The sequence below is a fragment of the Spirosoma endbachense genome, assembly GCF_010233585.1.
In the GTDB taxonomy this organism is placed as follows: domain Bacteria; phylum Bacteroidota; class Bacteroidia; order Cytophagales; family Spirosomataceae; genus Spirosoma; species Spirosoma endbachense.
In genome coordinates this window covers 1,577,749-1,594,082 of sequence record NZ_CP045997.1, presented here as the reverse complement: position 1 = coordinate 1,594,082, position 16,334 = coordinate 1,577,749, and the positions used below count along the sequence as shown (strand labels likewise).

Below are 16,334 nucleotides of genomic sequence, written 5' to 3'. Positions count from 1 at the left end.
TATTAATTGATTGGGTGTTCGTAGGTGAAAGCACACAGGCTATAAACCCCCAAAATTTATTTACTCACAACCTGAACCACGTACGTTTTCTTCACCTGTCCGTTACCTGTGTCGCTGGGTAGTTTTTCAGAAAATACAACATTTGCGGTGCCGACGGTGACGCCTTTTAGTTGAAAAATAGTTGGTTTTGACTGATTTCGTTGGAGTGTATCAACCGCTGGAGCCAACTCGGGCCGCGATACCTCGACTACTTCCTGATTATCGGACGTACCGATTAATTGCAGAGAACCGTCGCCACGATTGGACAGCGAAACTTCCTTGATTTCACCCACCTGTAACCGAATTCGTTGGCTGGTACCAGCGGTTTTAGTCGCTCTACAGGAAGCCAACCCAACCAGAAACCCTATCAGCAGAATTTTCGGTACGACTAGCCAGAACTGGTTGGTGCTGCTTTGCAAAAAGTGAAACCGTTGAGTGGATCTTGTTATCATACCGTCTATAACTACCTGATAGCATGAACAGTTTGGGAATTGCAGGCAACGGTATCATTCAGACATGAATAAAGCCAAACCAGGGAGTTTTGAGCAAAGGATTCCTATAAGCCAATATGTTTTCCGACGACATAGCCAGTTGTCCAGGCATTCTGAAAATTGAACCCACCTGTGATGCCATCTACATCGAGGACCTCGCCCGCGAAAAACAGACCTGGTTGTGCCTTGCTTTCAAGCGTTTGCGGATTCAGACTTCCGAGCGGAACGCCCCCGCACGTGACGAACTCCTCTTTAAAGGTACTTTTACCAACTACCTGGAACTGGCTATTGGTTAGCCGTTCGGTCAGGCGATTAAATAATTTGGCGGGGAGGTCGGCCCATCGCTGACTTTCCTGAATACCTGACTCGGCGGCTAGAGCCAGCCAAAGCCGTGATGGTAATCCAAACGGATTTTGTGAGCTAACTTGTTTTCGACCATTCTGCTGTCTGAAATTCTGCAAGGCCGTCCGTAAATCGTTTTCAGAGAGTGTAGGAACCCAGTTTATCCGTAGGGTGAACCGGTAGTCGACTGCTGCCAGATCGCGGGCTGCCCAGGCCGATAGCCGAAGTACAGCCGGGCCACTGAACCCCCAGTGAGTTAATAATAGAGGACCGCGTTGCTGCTGCTTCGTGCCAATCACATAAACCCCCGCATCGGGCACGGCTACGCCCGCCAGTGGCAAGAGGTAACTGGCTGGTACATTGAATGTAAACAGCGAAGGTACAGGTGTTATTAAGTCTTCGGTTTGTTGTGGGAACCAGTCATAAGCGGGTCGTTGCGGATAGCCGCCGGTAGCTACAAGTACACGGTCTGCGTAGAGGGTTTCGCCGGTGAGCAACTGGATTTGCCAGCCTGATTTGTGTATCTGTAAAGAGTTTACCCCACAACTTGTGTGAATCTGTATGCCCAGGTTTTGCGCCACATGGAGCAGGCAATCGATGATTGTTTCGGAAGTGTTTGTTTCAGGAAACATTCGTCCATCAGCCTCGGTTTTTAGGCGTACTCCATTCCGTTCAAACCAGCGTACGGTATCGGCGGCATCGAATTGATTGAGCAGTGGACGCAAGGCCTTTTCTCCACGAGGATAGTGTTTCACTAATTGACGATTGTCAAAGCAGGCATGCGTAACATTACAGCGTCCGCCACCCGAAATGCGGACTTTATTCAGGACAGTGCGGGTCTTTTCCAGAATGGTGACGGTGGCACCCGGAAACGTTTCGAGGGCGGTAATGGCCCCAAAGAAACCGGCTGCACCTCCGCCAATAACGGTAATGGCTAACGACATAATTTTTGTATGACAGAACTTTCACCGGGAGCCGTGTCAGGGTTTCTGGTGGTATTAAAACTAGCCCCGGCCTATTGCGTGTTGACGCTGTTTCGGTGAAAGTCGTGTAACAGCAGTTTGGCGTTTGTGGTTCGTCGGCTGGAAGAAGGCATTAACCAATCTATACCTTACTAATTCTTGCCGACTGACAACCGGGTTATAGTCAAACTCTGTAGTTTTACAGTTATGTTTTTCAAGCCTCGATTTAATACTAAAAACTATTCACGACAGGGATTTCGACTACGGGGCAATACCCTTGGGCTGCTATTCGTGTTTTTTCTGATCGGTTTGTTTCTTCACTATGGTGGTAAAACAAAACCTGTTGTCGCCTTCTGGAACGATGTCCGCGAAATTGTTGGCCTGGGACGCTCGCATTCAGAAAAAGAAGGGTCCAATCCTTATAAAGCTCCCGAACCTAACCCTGACGTTGCCACTGATGACCAATCGCCTTCATCGACAGAAAGTGAAGCGAGTGATAACAAAAGTAGTAGCTCGTCCGAAACGAATCGGGCTTCTAAAACCGTACGTTTCGATTTCGAGAAGCAGGTCGATTTTTTACTGCCTGTTTCTAAATCATCGGATGCTGAACTTATTCGTCATGAAGGCTACTCACTAAGTTATCGCGACGAATACAAAGATCCGGAATGGGTGGCCTATCCGTTACTTGACTATGAAACAACCGGTGATGCCGATCGGAAAAATGAGCAGTTCAGACCTGATCCTGAAGTCAGGAACGGAACCGCTCTGCCATCCGACTATACGCGTTCCGGTTATGATCGGGGGCATTTGGCGCCAGCTGCTGATTTTAAGTTTTCACAGCGAATGATGCGCGAAACATTCTTTATGAGCAACATCACACCTCAGGCCCCCGAGTTTAACCGGGGTATCTGGAGTGATCTTGAAAATCTGATACGAACATGGGCCCGGCGCGACAATGGGCTTTATGTAGTGACCGGTCCAGTGCTCAAACCCGGTTTGCCGACCATTGGAAAAGCGAATGAGGTAAGCGTTCCCCAGAAATTTTACAAGGTTATTTTATATTGCAACAAGCCAGACATTCGCATGATTGGTTTTTTGCTCGATAATGAGTCCTCCAATAGTTCGTTAAAGCAGTTTGTGGTTCCAGTAGACCAGATAGAGCAGTTGACGGGACTAGATTTTTTTCCTAAAATCCCGGATGATCTGGAGCGAAAGCTGGAAAGCAAAGGTCGTTCTGAAATGGTGGAAGAATGGTTTAGCAATTAAGCAAAAAGGCGAGCAACGGCTCGCCTTTTTGCTTAATTGCTAGGTTTTTTGCTTCTTCTTCTTCGCTGCCGGGAACAGAATATTATTCAAAATAAGACGATAACCCGCCGAGTTGGGATGTAAATTGAGATCGGTTGGTTCTTCCCCAATTTCGTGCCGATAGTCTTCCGGGTCGTGACCGCCGTAGAAGGTAAAGAACCCGCGACCGTAGGGGCTATGGATATATCGAGCCTCACCCGCAGAACGATTTTCGGCCATGATGACTACTTCAGGCTTAATCAAATTTTTCTTGAATGCCGTTGTTTGCCCCATAAACCCTTTAATGACGTTCAGATGGTTCTGGGTAAGCATCGTCGGAATAGGGTCGTACTTCGCTGAGAACTGAAACAACGTGAAATAATCATTGTGTTCACTCAGACCCCGTTCTTCGGGCTGGTTGTCAATATTCGAGAATTCGATCAGGTATGGATTGGTATATACCTGAAAGTTCCGGAAGGCAAATGTCTGACTATAATCCAGTTTACTGTTTGCATTGGGGTCTGCTGGATCGCCGTCGTAGAACGCATCGACAATGTCTGTATTTTGAGACGCCAGCGCGATATCATACGTATCGGTAGCGTTACACATGGCGAAAAGGTAGCCTCCACCAAGCACAAAATCGCGAATTTTCTGGGTAACGGCCCGCTTTAGTTGAGGTACCTTTGTAAAACCAAACTTACGTGAGATGCTTTCGGCTTCCTGCTTTTGAGCAATGTACCACGGTTGATCCTTGAAGTGGAAAAATTTGCCGTATTGCCCCGTAAAATCTTCGTGGTGCAGGTGCAGCCAGTCATATTCAGGTAATTTGCCATTCATTACCTCCTCGTCAAAAACAATGTCATAGGGAATTTCGGCGTAGGTCATAACCATCGTTACGGCATCATCCCAGGGTTGTTTCGTTTTTGGGGAATAGACTGCTACTTTGGGTGGTTTTTGCAGCTTTACCGCGTCCATATTGGCATCGGCCGCTGCAATTTCTGACAGAATCTGGGCAGATTGAGCATCGGAAATAACTTCATAGCTAACGCCCCGAATCACCATTTCGTTGATAAAGGCCTGGCTTTGGGGCATCAGGAACGAACCACCACGGTAGTTGAGCAGCCAGTCAATTTCGGTATCGTGCGTTTTTAGCACCCAATAGGCAATGCCATACGCTTTAAGGTGATTCTTCTGGGAGTCATCCATTGGAATCAGGATCTTGGAGGCCCATACATGACCCGTCAGTATCAAAATTAGGATAAGCGGTAACAGCAGCCGTTTCATTGGTTTCCCCGTTAAGAATGCTAATGGTAGTTTTGTGATAACGAAAGATAAGCAAATTTTGTGCAGAAAATTAATTGTGAATGAATGATTGGGGCATTAAACTTATAGTCTGCCCGTTGCTCAGTTACCTGTTCGTCCATTCCCTGATTGGCAAATGAATTTTATCGAAAATATTCGCGAAGGACTGCGCTCGATTGCAAGCAATCGGCTTCGTACCATACTGACCTCGCTCATTATCGCTATCGGTATTACATCGCTGGTTGGTATTCTGACGGCTATTGATGGAATACAGAATTCTGTAGCGAGTAGTTTTGCGGGCCTGGGCGCCAACACCTTTAGTATTGTTGCTCGTCAGGATGCATTTCGGCGGGGTGGGAGAGTCCAGAAACAGGATGAACCAATTGATTATCATGATGCTGTTCAATTTAAACAACGATTCCCATACGGCGCTACCATTGCCCTCTCAACGGTAGCTGCCGGTGCCGCACAGGCTAAGTTTGGCTCGAAAAAAACAAATCCGAATGTACAGGTAATAGGAGGAGATGGCGCTTATATTCCGGTGAAAGGATTCACGCTTCAGAGTGGTCGGAATTTTACGGAAAACGACCTTACTTATGCCCTTAATGTGGCCATTTTAGGAAGCGAGGTGGCCAATACGTTATTTGAGAAAAAACTAGAGCCGGTCAATCAGGTCATTCGGGTAGCTGGTAATCAGTATAAAGTTGTAGGTGTGCTGGCCAAAAAAGGCGGTCTTACGGGTGGAGACGAAGACCGCATTGTGCTTATTCCGTTAGACAATGCTCGTGCGATGGCCGGAACCCAACGACAAACGTTTAACATTACGGCCTCTGTGCCTACGGTTGCGGATCAGGACGAAGCCGTGGGTGAGGCCCGTGGCGTGATGCGGCAGATTCGGCGGGACCCATTGGGGCAACAGGATTCGTTTGAAGTTGAGCGCGCCGATGATCTAGCCAAGGAGACCGAAAATATCACCGGGTATCTTCGCATGGGAGGATTCGGGATTGGGTTCATAACCTTACTCGGAGCTTCTATTGCCTTGCTCAATATTATGCTCGTATCCGTTACAGAACGTACCCGTGAAATTGGTATCCGAAAATCACTCGGCGCTACTCCGAAACGCATTCGTGAGCAATTCCTGATTGAAGCCATTGTTATCTGTATTCTTGGCGGACTGGGTGGTATTGTTTTGGGACTTGGCATTGGCAATCTGATTGCTATGCTCATTAGCGGGGGCGAAGGTAGTTTCGTGGTGCCGTGGGCATGGATGGGCCTTGGCATATTAGTCTGTGTAACGGTAGGCCTGTTTGCCGGTATTTATCCGGCCGTACGAGCGTCAAAACTCGATCCTATTGAAGCGCTTCGGTATGAATAAGTGCTAATAAATGAAAAATTTTCGTAGCACTCTTTTGCCGTTACAGCTTTCTCCTTACTTTTGCACCCACGTTTGACAAACGCATCTCTGGAAACGGAGACGATTCTGTCGCCGGGATGGCGGAATCGGTAGACGCGATGGTCTCAAACACCATTGTCTGCAAGGACATGCCGGTTCGAGTCCGGCTCCCGGTACCATGAAGGACTGATTACGTGAACTTGTAGTCAGTCCTTCTTTTTTGTTTCCGTTATGTGTTGATGGTGAGCACATTAGCTCAATAAAATAATTAGTCTCGGTGGTTCGATAATTTCCATCCTCGTAAATCAACTTATTGGGGAATATCGAACCAATTATCTTTTGTTGCACTGGCAATTGCGATTGAGCATAATATTTAGGCAAATTTCCCAGTAAGGTACAGCCATAAGACAGGTATTTAGCGAAGGTATCTTCTTGCATATATAAAACCCGTAACGAATCACTCAATACCGTTAACTCTGCTTTGTAAGCTGCACGTTTTTGAACGTACGTATCCTTCTCAATGAGTTCATCCACGAACTTGTCTGTCAGTGCTGAAAGTCGTTTCTCTGCCAACCCTATCTGTCCTTTTAACTTGGCAATCTCAACTTCCTTCCTAGCCGCATCAACTCCAAAAGTGTCCTTCAGAATTACATTATATAGATCGATCACCTCTTTAGGAGGGACCATGCTATCGAGGAATTTGACAAAATCACGATTAGCTGTATCCGCTCGGAAGCGCTCTTTACACCCATGTTGACAGTGGTAATAGAAATGACGATCTCCATTACGGCTACGAGAAGCGCTACCCGTTAGCTTACTCCCACAGCACTTGCATTGGAGAAAACCTCGCAATTCTAGCTCCTCCCGACGTGTAGCACTCACCGAAACCTGTTTCCGCTTTTTACCATGAAGGGTATCTTGAACTAAGTCAAAAAGCTCCTCACTCATTAACGGCTCGTGGATTCCCTGAATAATTTCTTCGGGCTGATCTTTCCAAGCTTCAAGTCGAAATCGACCCGTATAAAATGGGTTTTCGAGCATACTTAGAAAGTTTGTTTTGCTGCAAATAAGTCCCTTCTTACGCATCATCAGCCTCACTTCCTCGGCTGCGTACACACCTTTTCCGTATAGCTCGAAAGCTTCTATGACAAGTGGGGCTACAGCTTTGTCAACAACGATGGTTTTGTGAACCGAATCATTTTTATACCCAATAGGAGCTCGCCATACCCAGCGTCCCTCTCGAGCAGCTTGCCGCATACCCGATTTGGTATTTAGGCTACGTCGTTCGTTATCAACTTGAGGTAAGAGCAGATTAAGCATAAAAGGGATTAATGCTTCTGGTGAATTCACATCTGTATGATTTTCAAGCGTTTGTAGCTTCACCCCGAACGACTTAAATGTCTGTAACATAGTCCAGCTCTCCATCATATTGCGAGAGAAGCGATCCGGCCGTACACAAAGAAAAAGGTCTGGCTTGATCGTTTTAGCCTTTAGTTCGCGTAGGAACTGCTGAAAAGCGGGACGGTTAAAGTTCTTAGCAGAGTGGTCATCCTGATAGTGTCCGATAATCTCTATGCCATTTTGCTGACAGTATTTACGCAGTCGCGCTTCCTGGTCCTGTAGGCTGAATCCATTTTCCTTTTGGTCCTCGGTCGAGACTCGTGTATATATGATCGCTTGAGTTTCCATTGCTTATAAAAGCATTTTGTTGATTTAACTTAAATTGCTGATACTCTACTTCCGCCAATTGCAGTAGAGTCTGGCGAATCAACTCTACTTGGTCATCAGTCATGGAAAGTCCATTTCTAGTTAATAGCCGACGACATTCTGCTATGCTTATCATTGATTTATTGGTAATAATTACTTTTGCTCAAACTCAGTTTTTGAGGGAGCATAAAATCATTCAGTCGGCAGCATCATCACTACTCGAAAACGAGGTTGTTGTGTTACCTATCATGTAAGTTATCTTTTGGTAATCACCTTTGACCATGCGTTTGGCAAGGTATTGAGCAACTTCTTTTGTTACCTCCTTAGCAACTGGTAAAACCTTTGGCTCCTGTCCATTTACCTCTACCATTAGCTCTTTTATAATGCCTATGTACCTCAGGTGTTCGACCAAAGTCCCTTCTGGATTCGTCAAGAAGCCTTTCCACATTAAATCTTTGCCATCTCCTATCCGAATTCGGCCCACGATAAAATCGGTTAAAAGATCCCAGAAATCTATTTGAACGAACGACTTAGAATCGACTTCCAAATGACTATCAGTAGAAACGACTAGTAGCTCATTCCGCCACAGTTGACAGACCCCTTCCCTATGTATGCGAAGCTGGTACTTCGCCTGAGTTAAAATGCTATCGACAATTATCTCGTTTAGGGCCTGATAAGCATTAACTTTAATAGCTTTAAGAACAGCATTGGCTTGACTACTTTGAACCACCTCTGAAACTATCATACCTTGTAGTGGGAGAGCAGCTAGACAACGGATGATCTTGCCTACGTTACCCTCTTTGCCACTCTGACCAGTACCTTGGGAAATGCTTTTTTTACTAACTCCTAGATCAGACATGCAGAGTAGGATCTTGATCCAGATATAGTCCAAGAAGGAAAATCTCGTCCGTTTTTGGGTACTACTTCGAGCGCTTAACAAGTAGTCGTCTTCAGCCCATCGAAAGATATTTCGGGAGGTAAATCCCCATTCGTCAATATCTCCCAGATGGTATTGTTCCTGACCTATTGCAAGTTTTACATTTTGAATTTTACTTTGCTCGACCTGATTAAAGTCTCTAATCTTTACTTTCATATAATTAAAACCATTATCGTGATTTATAGGTTCCATATATATGGATGTTAATGAACTATATATGGACAAAAGAGGTTATTAGAGTAGTTGCCAGTCATTTACATAAGGTTAATGAGTTAGAGCGGCCAAATTTTAAACAAAATGTTAGATAAAAAAACAACCCAAGTAGTCAATATGACTACTGACGGACAGCAGGTGAAGAGTTTACACCGAGCCTATATAAGTGAGGACATTAAATCAGATAGTTCTGTAGTCGTTCCCAAACAAGAGGTGAGTTTATCAAAAGTCTTAGCAGAAATAAACTCTAGTCAAAACAAGGGCCTTCGGGTAATTACTGTCAAACAGCTAAAGAAACTTAACTTCAAAGAAGTACCGACACTGCTTACTCCCTTCTTTCCTCAGGTTGGGGTGGCAGCTTTAGCTGGAAGTTCGGATACTGGCAAGAGTTCATTATTACGGCAACTGGCTTATTCAATTGCCAATAAAGAGTCTGAATTCCTGGGATTCCCGCTAAACCTTCGATTCGGAAAAGCACTGTATATCAGTACAGAAGACAATGATCAAGCGATGTCAGCCTTATTTAATCGTCTACCTAGTGATTCTAGTTCGGATGAGAATGCCGATGAAAACCTTGGTTATGTATTCGAGACGCCTGGATTAGCATCAGACCTCAATGACTATCTACAAGATCATCCAGTGGACTGCGTGTTTATAGATGCTTTCTCGGACATTTATGATGGTGATTTGAATGCGTTGAATAGGGTCCGCTCTTTTATTCAGATCTTTTCTGAAATTGCTCAGCGGCACCAATGTTTAATTCTTTTCCTCCACCACACCGGGAAGCGAACCGATCTCTTGGTACCTTCAAAAGATAATGTAATCGGAAGTGTAGGCTTTGAGGGCAAGATGCGGGCGCTACTTGAGCTTCGCCGGGATCCAAATGATCCAAGCCTGCGTCATCTGTGTGTGCTCAAAGGCAATTATATTGGCCAGGAGCACAAGAATGAAAGCTATGCTTTACGTTTTAACGAAGAGTCTATGACCTTCCAGAATACAGGCCAACGAGTAACCTTTCAAAATTTAGCTAAACGTAGCTCACAGGCGAATGAGGCCAAACAGCAAGCTACAGATTTAGCAATTGCTTCGTATTTTCAGGAGAACAAATCAATTCGGGAAATTCAGGCATTGTTTGAAAGCCGAGGTTATCCCTGGAAGCGTTCTACAATTCATAAGATAATAAATGATCATAAGCAATCTAAGGCGGTTGCCCAAGCTCCAATAACGTTTGTAGATACGGTCCAACCAATCAATTTAGCAAGTCAGCAAGGGCTTCGGTATGAAATGGACCCTGAAAGTCATTTTGAGGATTAAACGCTAACTTAAGTATGAAAAGGCTGATTCTGAAAATGAATCGGCCTTTTTTTGTAGCCAGCTTATCAAACAGACTTCAGCGGTCGAATTTTGTACTCTCTTGGTTAACGGACGGAAGTAAATGGATGAGCCTATTCAATACAGTATTTCATTTAGAAGTAATAAATGGTTAGCCGCATCTACTTGTGTAAATGTTATCTACCGTATCAGTACCTAGGCATTATTCATCATTTATTGCAATCTGTATAATTACAGTCTTTATCAACCCGTGACGACTTTAGTTATTGATTATAGAACATTTGCCTACGCTATTGATCTTATCGCAAATGATAGCATTCACAAGTATGAATTATTCAAAATAAGCCCAACCAGCCATGTCCGTCTGTCCGTTATCCTATACTGTTGTGGATGGACGGACAAACTCAATCATTCCCTAAACCACAGAAATACTATATTTTTGATGAACGACGTAAAGTATTTTCTTAAATCCGTAGCAATATAAAGGCACTAGGTAACTGTAAGGGTATATTCCTTCCGTCTATCCATTTACTCCTATTTTATTTGCAGTCGGGTTCAAAGGGGGACGAGAAGTGTAACCCTCAAAAGTAAGTTAACCTGCTGTCTGTCCACAAAATAACTCTAGTAATTGTGAATGGACGGACAACACCAAATACCTTATGGTTTTGTTTCATTCGTCACGGGCCAACTTCGGAAAAAATGAAGGAGTTTGCATTGGTCCCTAGACCGGATACAGATACTTCTTCTCCGTATTTATCCTTAGCCCAATCAGTTTAACATATACTAAGCCTATCTGTAACTGGTAGAGGGACTTCCCATCATTATTGCCTATAGCATAGTCAGGAGTTATCTACCTTCAACAAGCCTATATCCGCTAGCTGACAAAACATCAGTAATAACTCGTAATTGGTTTAGTATTATCATAAGCCATGCCAACGTTTCATCAGACAGGCGATGAATGAGTTACTGGAAGCTGTAATTTTTCCGTCCATTTATGAATACTAAGAGGTTACGGACAGTGGACAGCGTCAAACTTCCGCCGAATTTTGATATGCTTGGTTGCTGTATGATCTTGCTAAGTTAAGCAAGTCCACTGCGGCAATTAGACCAACTCAGTGTATCGAATTAATTTTCGTAATGGGAGATACTCCAGATTGTACATTCTAAGTTGCTCAGAACAGGATTAACACATGGTAGTTATTATAGCAAACTTGGCATTGATCACAGTGCACTTAAGGCTAGGTTTACCCATCTCTCATCATCTAAATAAGGCCCCTTTCTATTGCCAGAGGATTTACTAAATCCCGTTACGAATTACATAGTCCCCTTTCGTGTGATGATATTCGGCTCGTGTTATTCCTTAGCTAACCCTATTTGACATCAGAGTTAAACGTACAAAAAGCTTCTATAATCTTGCGCATAGAGCTCTAAGCACAGAAATACAGAGGAAAATGTACAAACTGATCAGTGGATTGACGGGTATAGCAATCTTCGACACATAATCAGAAATGCACATCTATACTCCACTGCTGTGTTTAGCTAGTTTTTGGTTTCCTTTACATTTAGTACGATGTAACTATTATTTCAGGGGGACCCATTCATCCCGGAATAACTACATATGTACGCAAAAAGAAGACTCCTAGACCAGAAGTTGAATCTGGTTTATATTCATATGATAGGTCTTAGAAGAACACCTTATGCTTAGATTGTTCAAGTGTGATCGAACTAAAGTCTAGGATGTTTATGTCGTTATGGGGAAATTATGGCTCCACCTAATTTACTGCTATATTTCTAGTCTATAGCATACTCAGAGTCTGGATATTTTTGTCCAGGCCGAAGTCTTTACTTTATATCGTTAAAGGACGTAATTACTATCACTGACGTGCAATATTAGCCCGTAACAAGTAAGATGTCCCATTGACTACTGCACTGATTCCCTAGATAGAATATAACGACAGGTAAGATTTAGCAGGAATCAATAACTTATCTGTCCGTCCGTAATATTATAGGGCTCGCGGACAGCGGACAAGTGTTACTCTGACAAATGATAACTAATTACCTAAAGAATTAGAAAAGTTTATTAGAAGCTTGGGCCGCTAGATGAACTTTTAGTACGAGCATTAATGATAGCATCCTTCTCAGCACGAGTAAATGCTTGGCCACAGGTAGTACAAATATAGTCTTCCGTATGCGCACCAAGATAGTATTCCCTATCAAAGTTTAGGTGTTCGCAGGGCTTATCTCCCCACGCTCGCCTCAACAATATTGCGTCTGATGTCTGCATAAAACATTAGTTTATGTTGATAAAAGTATACGCTATTTTATTATTACTCAGAATCTACTGGATATATATTGAAAGGGTACCTCGTTTAGAAGTCTCCCCGGCCTAAGTATTGAGGTCTACGTACCCCCCAGCCTCTGTTTTGACAAAGTGGGTCCCCTTCCGGAATGACTGCTAATATTTGTGTTGATTCACACAGATAATTATAGCGGTTTCGGGCATGTTGAACTTGTTTGACTATCTCACTGCATCCTAATCTTAAAGTATGCTCAAAGCCTTAATTCTTCTTTTCGGCTCTCGTCATCCCAACGTCTTAGTCAGCTTTCAATACCTGTTTTCTCTGGTGGAGGTACTTCATTTCCTACGTTTCACTTAATCAATTCTACTATGCAACTCAGAAAAGCCGAGCGACGGCAAATTCGCTTCAAAGTGGGGCTTCAAGGGCCCTATGGCAGCTGTAAAACTTCAGCTTTGCTCATTGCTGTATCGGGATTACACTAAAGTAGCTATGATGGATATCGAAGCTCGAGCCGCCGATTTACTAGGATCGTACAAGGTTTTGCCACTGGATTCGCAATTTACTCGACCTAAGTTATCCAGGTTTGTATAGAGGTTGAAATGGAAGTTGTTATCCTGTATTCGATTAGCCAAGATGGGAATTTATCTTGGAAACCCATGAAGCTACTACCGGGAATAGCTATACGAACTGGTCTTAGTTCACTCCCCGCCACAATGCCTTTATTCAAGCTATTCTGCAAAGTCCTTATCATCTGATTACCAAGATCAGAGCTAAGCAGAATTATATCTTGATTGAGAAGAATAGCAAGCAGACTCCTCAGAAAGTGGGACTCAAAGAGGTCACACGGGAAGGAATGGACTACGAGTTTACCCTGCTGTTTGAATTAGATGTGCGCCATCAGGTACGAGCTACTAAAGATCAAACGGGCTATTCAGTAATCAACCCAAGTTTATTCCCATGCTAGAAACAGGCCACCAGATTCTAGCATGGTGCCAATTGCGTACTTCTCGCCAACAGGTCGAGAAACTAATCCAACAGGCTACCAACATCCCTACGCTGGTAGTAAGTATCTACAACCAATATCCTGAGTTCAGCCAGGTACTCAACGTCTGCTTTGTGCAGCGTAAAGAGCGAATCAATGCCAATCAATTCTCTAACCAATCAAACAAATAAGTCTATGGAAACCCCAATGCTTCTTTTACCAACCGTTGGTCAGCACGTCATCACTCCTCAGGAAACTTCGCCTGAAAATACATTTATCGTCGCGAATACCTTGCCAACTTCGTTAGGGGAAATTAGAGACCAACACATTATCCCCGTGTATAGCAAGGACAATGAACCTCTAATTTCCCATGCTGACTTTATTGAGGCTACTTTTGAAACGCTTTATCAGTTCTTTCCACAGGAGGTTATTTTGGAGCCCTTAGTGCGTGTATCCCATCCCATTAAGGGTAGAATCCCATCAGCCCGAAACAAGCCAGCCAAAGATTTAGCGGATTGGGAAAAAACCCTTTATTATGAGCGGGCTGCTTTTGCCATTGAAATACCATCCATTCAAGGACAGGTAGGTGACAATACGTTATCCCTGACCATTGGGGGCGTGAAAGCTTACAATTTAGACAGTCTGCATAATCGTAAGGGGTCCGACGAACATTTCAAAGTTTTTATTGGCTTCCAAAATAAGGTATGTACTAACCTGTGCATCTGGACAGATGGGTATTTAGCCGATGTTCGGGTAAAGAGCGTAAAGCAATTGATAGAAACCATTCAAATGCTGATTCAACGCTATCAGGCCAGTCAACACCTACGTGCCATGCAGGAGTTGACGCGTTACTTTCTAACTGAGCAGCAATTTGCTCAACTCATTGGCCGGTGTCGTTTATATCAGTATTTGCCCCCAGCTCAGAAAAGGGAGATTGCACCCTTGCTGATAGGGGATGCGCAAATCAATACTATCGCTCGGGATTACTATCGGGATGAGTCATTTTGCCGAAGTGAAGACGGTACGATCAGTCTATGGAATGTCTATAATCTGTTTACGGGAGCTGTTAAGAGCAGCTATGTGGACACCTTCTTAGATCGAAATGTAAACGCTTTCCAGCTCAGTCAATCCCTATTAGAGACCGTCCTTGGAGGTACCAGTAACTGGTACCTGCATTGATGAGAAAGTGGTTCAGGTTCATTTTGGCGGTAAGGTCCCTATAGGAGTCGTTGGGCAGTTATGGTGTTTACTGATCACAGCTTTTGAGATGGTTTCTGCTTACTCTAAAGTCGCCGAAAATGGCGGCTTCGGCTCCTTATCTATTGTCAATAATGGTCATAAAGTGCTGTATTCGCTTACAAGCTTGTGGTTCCTTTTCGTTATTTCAATACGAATAGTAACTTGCAGAGGTAAATACTAACCAGCACGGAATGGCTTAAATAGTAGCATTCATACATATTGTCTTAGCGTTGAGCTTCTAATCCTGTCAATCGAAACCTGAGAAATTTCAAGCAAAGCAGGGAAGCGAAGATCAGCGCCTACGGTCCGCGTAGGCGTTGCTTCGTTTTGCTTTGCAGGCTTCTCAGGGCCTCGATTGGCAAACGGGTGATGTCCTACGCTTTTCCATGTTTAAACAACCAACTAAAATGGCAATTAATAATCTACATAGTCGCTGGTTTACTAAAGAGAATTGCGACTGTATACTTAACCTTCTTTATAAGAATTCTGAAAAGTTAGATACACAGCTTTTGAATAAGCATTATATAAGAAAAGCATTTGGAGGGAGTCGCTTGTTCTCAATTGGAGTATTTATATTTTCTTTATTTACTACCTCAATAACAGACTTGCAGGCTCAAGCACAAGTATTATCAATATCTTCTCTTTTAAAATTAACTGACCTTAGTCGCGATGAAATAGAAGATTTTATAATGAACAAGGGATATACATTTTACGATGTAAAAGCGCTAAATAGCAACTATATGCTTTATACTTATACTAGTAAATTGGGCATGGCTAATACAAGAGTTAAATCAGTAATGTTAGTGTATTATCTCGATAATACACTGGTACAAGCTGGTTTTTTAACAAGTAGTAGAACAGAATATTTAGAATTAAAACGGCAGATTAAGGAATTAAAGTATGTATTTAACTCATCTAAGATTGGTAAAGATGATTGGTTAACTAATTTTTATAGTAACCCTAAGAAGGGGAAATACACAATAAAGACTCGACAGAAATACCTCGAACAAATAAATTCTAACGAATTTGTTATAGAAGTAACACTGGTTAGATTGTAGATTTGCCAAGTTTCGTTCAAAGTAAGAAATATAACTGTTTATTTTGTTAAACAATCTGAAATATTGAAGCTGCTTAGGATAATGTAAAAGACTTACAAAGTAGGGAGAAATTTGAATTGAGAAATACAAATTTTGGGAGTACTCGAGACTGCTCGCTAAACTGTGTCACAGGTGAATGAAAGGAGTAAAACCTCTAACTTTCACTATCATGACTAACGAGTTCGATTTTGAAGCCTTTAAACAGGCAGCCATCAAAGGCCTTTATGAAGGCAAACCTTTAACGGGCGAAAACGGTCTGTTCGCTCCCTTGCTTAAGCACTTTCTGGAGTCTGCTTTGGAAGGGGAAATGGATGGCCATCTTACCCAAACCCGGCTCACCGAGCAAAACCGTCGCAACGGCAAAACCACCAAGCAAATTAAAAGCAGTGCCGGGCCTTTGGAGTTACAGACCCCGCGTGATCGCACCGGCAGCTATCAACCCCAGATAGTTCCGAAGCGACAGGTGGTACTGACACCTCAGCTCGAACAGAAGGTAATATCACTTTACAGTGTGGGCAATAGTTACGCTGACATTAGCCAACACCTGTCAGAGATGTACGGCTATTCACTGTCAGACAGCGAGTTAGCTGCTATTACAGACAAAGTCATCCCGGCCATGCGGGAGTGGCAGAACCGGCCATTGGAAAGTCTGTACACCTTGGTGTGGCTAGACGGCATTTATTACAAAGTGCGTCAGGATGGTAAAGTGGTCAC

At 43.5% G+C, this 16,334-nt stretch carries 12 protein-coding genes, 1 tRNA gene and 1 pseudogene; 9 read left to right on the top strand and 5 right to left on the bottom strand.

Annotated features, from left to right (window positions below):
- Positions 1 to 56: 56 nt before the first annotated feature.
- Both GJR95_RS06215 and GJR95_RS06210 read right to left on the bottom strand, forming a co-directional pair.
- Positions 57 to 491 carry a hypothetical protein gene (locus GJR95_RS06215; RefSeq protein WP_232541100.1) on the bottom strand — a complete coding sequence of 145 codons (435 nt, stop codon included), beginning with the start codon at positions 489 to 491 and terminating at the stop codon, positions 57 to 59.
- 104 nt (positions 492 to 595) lie between these two features.
- On the bottom strand, positions 596 to 1,819 hold the full coding sequence (locus GJR95_RS06210; protein WP_162391601.1) for a BaiN/RdsA family NAD(P)/FAD-dependent oxidoreductase: 1,224 nt from the start codon (positions 1,817 to 1,819) through the stop codon (positions 596 to 598).
- 222 nt (positions 1,820 to 2,041) lie between these two features.
- Between GJR95_RS06210 and GJR95_RS06205 the strand changes: the two genes are divergently transcribed.
- A complete protein-coding gene (locus GJR95_RS06205; RefSeq protein ID WP_162385045.1) occupies positions 2,042 to 3,100 on the top strand; it encodes a DNA/RNA non-specific endonuclease in 1,059 nt (352 codons plus the stop codon).
- 39 nt (positions 3,101 to 3,139) lie between these two features.
- On the opposite strand, the gene GJR95_RS06200 is transcribed toward GJR95_RS06205, so the two are convergent.
- Positions 3,140 to 4,402, bottom strand: a complete 1,263-nt coding sequence (locus GJR95_RS06200; protein WP_162385044.1) for an asparagine synthetase B — start codon at positions 4,400 to 4,402, stop codon at positions 3,140 to 3,142.
- 154 nt (positions 4,403 to 4,556) lie between these two features.
- Here GJR95_RS06200 and GJR95_RS06195 point away from each other — a divergent pair, with 154 nt between their 5' ends.
- Positions 4,557 to 5,795: an ABC transporter permease gene (locus GJR95_RS06195; RefSeq protein ID WP_162385043.1), complete on the top strand. Its 1,239-nt coding sequence runs from the start codon at positions 4,557 to 4,559 to the stop codon at positions 5,793 to 5,795.
- A 110-nt stretch (positions 5,796 to 5,905) separates the two neighbouring features.
- A tRNA-Leu gene (locus GJR95_RS06190) sits at positions 5,906 to 5,992 on the top strand.
- A 739-nt stretch (positions 5,993 to 6,731) separates the two neighbouring features.
- On the opposite strand, the pseudogene GJR95_RS42730 reads toward GJR95_RS06190, so the two are convergent.
- Positions 6,732 to 7,502 (bottom strand): annotated as a pseudogene (locus GJR95_RS42730) (recombinase family protein); the annotation flags it as partial.
- A 214-nt stretch (positions 7,503 to 7,716) separates the two neighbouring features.
- Positions 7,717 to 8,649 (bottom strand): hypothetical protein, encoded by a 933-nt coding sequence (locus GJR95_RS06180; protein WP_162385042.1) that lies wholly within the window; start codon positions 8,647 to 8,649, stop codon positions 7,717 to 7,719.
- A gap of 105 nt (positions 8,650 to 8,754) precedes the next feature.
- Between GJR95_RS06180 and GJR95_RS06175 the strand changes: the two genes are divergently transcribed.
- The 6 genes from GJR95_RS06175 to GJR95_RS06150 form a co-directional block, all read left to right on the top strand.
- Positions 8,755 to 9,984 carry an AAA family ATPase gene (locus tag GJR95_RS06175; protein ID WP_162385041.1) on the top strand — a complete coding sequence of 410 codons (1,230 nt, stop codon included), beginning with the start codon at positions 8,755 to 8,757 and terminating at the stop codon, positions 9,982 to 9,984.
- Positions 9,985 to 13,089: 3,105 nt separating this feature from the next.
- The gene (locus GJR95_RS06170) at positions 13,090 to 13,266 is read left to right on the top strand and encodes a hypothetical protein (RefSeq protein ID WP_162385040.1); all 177 of its coding nucleotides are present in this window, start codon (positions 13,090 to 13,092) and stop codon (positions 13,264 to 13,266) included.
- A gap of 32 nt (positions 13,267 to 13,298) precedes the next feature.
- The gene (locus tag GJR95_RS06165) at positions 13,299 to 13,475 is read left to right on the top strand and encodes a hypothetical protein (RefSeq protein WP_162385039.1); all 177 of its coding nucleotides are present in this window, start codon (positions 13,299 to 13,301) and stop codon (positions 13,473 to 13,475) included.
- Positions 13,476 to 13,479: 4 nt separating this feature from the next.
- Positions 13,480 to 14,463 carry a DUF3871 family protein gene (locus GJR95_RS06160; protein WP_232541099.1) on the top strand — a complete coding sequence of 328 codons (984 nt, stop codon included), beginning with the start codon at positions 13,480 to 13,482 and terminating at the stop codon, positions 14,461 to 14,463.
- A gap of 377 nt (positions 14,464 to 14,840) precedes the next feature.
- The gene (locus GJR95_RS06155) at positions 14,841 to 15,581 is read left to right on the top strand and encodes a hypothetical protein (RefSeq protein WP_162385038.1); all 741 of its coding nucleotides are present in this window, start codon (positions 14,841 to 14,843) and stop codon (positions 15,579 to 15,581) included.
- 208 nt (positions 15,582 to 15,789) lie between these two features.
- On the top strand, positions 15,790 to 16,334 hold a 545-nt coding region (locus GJR95_RS06150; protein ID WP_198424814.1), incomplete at its 3' end, for a transposase.

Coding starts and splice junctions, on each gene's coding strand:
- GJR95_RS06205 (WP_162385045.1), top strand. CDS start 2,042: ATGTTTTTCAAGCCTCGATTTAATACTAAAAACTATTCACGACAGGGA.
- GJR95_RS06215 (WP_232541100.1), bottom strand. CDS start 491: ATGATAACAAGATCCACTCAACGGTTTCACTTTTTGCAAAGCAGCACC.
- GJR95_RS06175 (WP_162385041.1), top strand. CDS start 8,755: ATGTTAGATAAAAAAACAACCCAAGTAGTCAATATGACTACTGACGGA.
- GJR95_RS06160 (WP_232541099.1), top strand. CDS start 13,480: ATGGAAACCCCAATGCTTCTTTTACCAACCGTTGGTCAGCACGTCATC.
- GJR95_RS06180 (WP_162385042.1), bottom strand. CDS start 8,649: ATGGAACCTATAAATCACGATAATGGTTTTAATTATATGAAAGTAAAG.
- GJR95_RS06195 (WP_162385043.1), top strand. CDS start 4,557: ATGAATTTTATCGAAAATATTCGCGAAGGACTGCGCTCGATTGCAAGC.
- GJR95_RS06200 (WP_162385044.1), bottom strand. CDS start 4,402: ATGAAACGGCTGCTGTTACCGCTTATCCTAATTTTGATACTGACGGGT.